2 protein-coding genes are annotated in these 2,300 nt (G+C 51.0%); both read left to right on the top strand.

All coding sequences use genetic code 11. The features are described 5' to 3' along the window. Positions 1–95: 95 nt before the first annotated feature. Positions 96–935, top strand: a complete 840-nt coding sequence (locus tag J3B89_RS20940; protein ID WP_215399537.1) for a tyrosine-type recombinase/integrase — start codon at positions 96–98, stop codon at positions 933–935. Beyond that, positions 932–2,020, top strand: a complete 1,089-nt coding sequence (locus J3B89_RS20935) for an IS91 family transposase (protein WP_215399536.1) — start codon at positions 932–934, stop codon at positions 2,018–2,020. Before J3B89_RS20940 ends, J3B89_RS20935 begins: the two co-directional genes overlap by 4 nt. The last annotated feature ends 280 nt before the right edge of the window (positions 2,021–2,300 follow it).

Here is a 2,300-nt window from a genome sequence, read left to right as displayed (position 1 = left end):
TGTTGAACTAAGCCGCTGCGCGGAGCTCTCAGCCACTACCTGTTATTGAGCCACACTTACTCCGGGAATGTTCCCAACAGAACCGGAGAATCATCATGACCCCGTTACGCCAGGCAATGATCGACGAATGTCGGTTGCGCGGTCTTGCCCAAAGAACCGAAGACACCTACCTGTACGCCGTTGAACAGTTAAGCCGTCACTTCCACCAACGCCCTGACACCATTACTGAGGCTCAGCTTGAGCAGTACTTCAGGTATCTGACGCTGGATAAGCAGTTAGCGCGCAGCACTATCCATGTTCAACTCAATGGCATTTATTTCTTCTTTAAAGCTGTGTTGCACAAAGAGTTTACTATCACCAAACCACTGTCGCGTAAGCCTGTTAAGGCACCGGTGATATTAAAGCCTGCCGAGGTGCAGCTTGTTATTTCACTGTGCCCTGATAAAAAGCTTCGCTTTATGTTGATGACCTACTATGGTACGGGCTTAAGGTTGATGGAGCTTATTCACACCAAAGTCGCTGACATTGATGGCCAGAGAAGCACACTAAAAGTGGTGGCAGGTAAAGGCAATAAAGACCGTTATGTGATGCTGACCCCGGCTGTACTTAGCTTACTTCGCGAATACTGGCAGATATATCGTCCCCGGGATTACCTGTTTTATTCTGGCCGGGGCATGGATAAGCCGTTGTCCGGCAGCAGTATCACCAGACCGTTTAAGGCGGCAGTTCGTGCAGCAAACGTTCCCGGTGGGTGTAGCCTTCACAGTTTACGCCATGCTTACGCAACGCATCAGTTAATGGCGGGAATGCCGTTGCATGAGCTGCAAAGCCAGCTCGGCCACACTGACATTAAGACAACTCAGCGTTATTTGCACTGGCTGCCGGAGATGGGCAGCGGTGCCAGAGATTTACTGTCTGGCTGGACGACACCGTGAGCCTGCATCTAAGTGATGTGTTGGCGCAGTTTTTACCGGACTATCAGCAAGAGCACGCGATGAACTGGCAGCAACAAGCCGCCTGTAAGCATATCCTGCAATGCCGAACCGCCGCGCTCGGACAGCAGTTGTGGCAGTGTGATAACTGTCAACAGCAACAAGTTGTGTACTGCTCATGCCGTGACAGACACTGCCCACGTTGTCAGGGGCAACGTACCCGTGACTGGATAGCTGCGCAGGCTGCCAATCTGGTACAGGTAAAGTACTTCCACTTAGTCTTCACGCTGCCGCATGAGCTGAACGTTATCAGCCGGTATGCACCGGAAAAGCTCTATAAAAGCCTGTTCAATGCGGTATGGCAAACGCTGAGTAAGTTCGCCCGGCAGTACCGTAAATCGCCGGGAGAGCTGGGCATGACGGCCGTACTGCATACCTGGGGACAAACGCTGAGCCAGCATATACATCTGCATTGTTTAATCCCCGGCGGGATGTTAAGTACAGCAGAGCGCTGGCAGGTTATTGAGAAAGGCTATTTGTTCCCGGTAAAAGCATTGTCCACGGTGTTCCGGGCGAAGATGCTGCAACAGCTGCGGGATGAGCAGCTGAGTATCCCAAACAAAGAGGCGTTACTGGCAAAACCCTGGACAGTCTTTAGCAAAGCCTGCCTGTGTAAACCGCAAACCGTACTGCGTTATCTCGGCCGCTATACCCGCAAAGGTGTGTTGCATGAAAGCCGCTTGCAGCGTATTGGCGCAGAAGGGGTGAGCTTTAACTACCGTGACTATCAGGACGGTAACAAACGCAAAGTGATGACCTTAAACGGCACCGAGTTTATCCGCCGTTATCTTGGCCATGTGTTACCCAAAGGCTTTATGCGGATCCGGCACTATGGCTTGCTGGCCAATCGCTGTCGCAAGCGAAAGTTGGCGATAATCCGGCAGCAGGAAAAACAGCCTAAAACTGAAGCGGAGGCGATAAGCATTGAGCAGCAAACACCGTGCTGGCACTGTCCGCATTGTCAGGTTGGGTTACTGCATCTGGCATCGTTTTTAGTTACGCGGCCACCAGGTCATCCTGACGGCTGAGTGGTGTAGTAGTAGAAGACAAAAGGCAGGCCTCGATGGCCTGAGGGTTGATATTGCCTGGTGGTCAGCCAGCGGTGAAATCAATGATGAATAGCATGGTGGCAGACAACATAAACGCATCAACATGGACAACCACAGCTATAAAGACCTGTAAATTAATTGTTCCCTAAAAAAACAAATTCCATTAGCATCAGTTATACCAAAAATTAAGCGAACCGTGCCGTTCAACAGGCGTTTAGCCGTCACTGAACTACGTGCCGGATAAAACGCTAAAGCGTTA

This window comes from Rheinheimera oceanensis, from assembly GCF_018831085.1.
GTDB lineage: Bacteria > Pseudomonadota > Gammaproteobacteria > Enterobacterales > Alteromonadaceae > Alishewanella > Alishewanella oceanensis.
This window is presented reverse-complemented; position numbering and strand designations above follow the sequence as displayed.

Excerpts from the sequence above, each read along its gene's own strand:
- J3B89_RS20940 (WP_215399537.1), top strand. The coding sequence starts at position 96 with ATGACCCCGTTACGCCAGGCAATGATCGACGAATGTCGGTTGCGCGGT.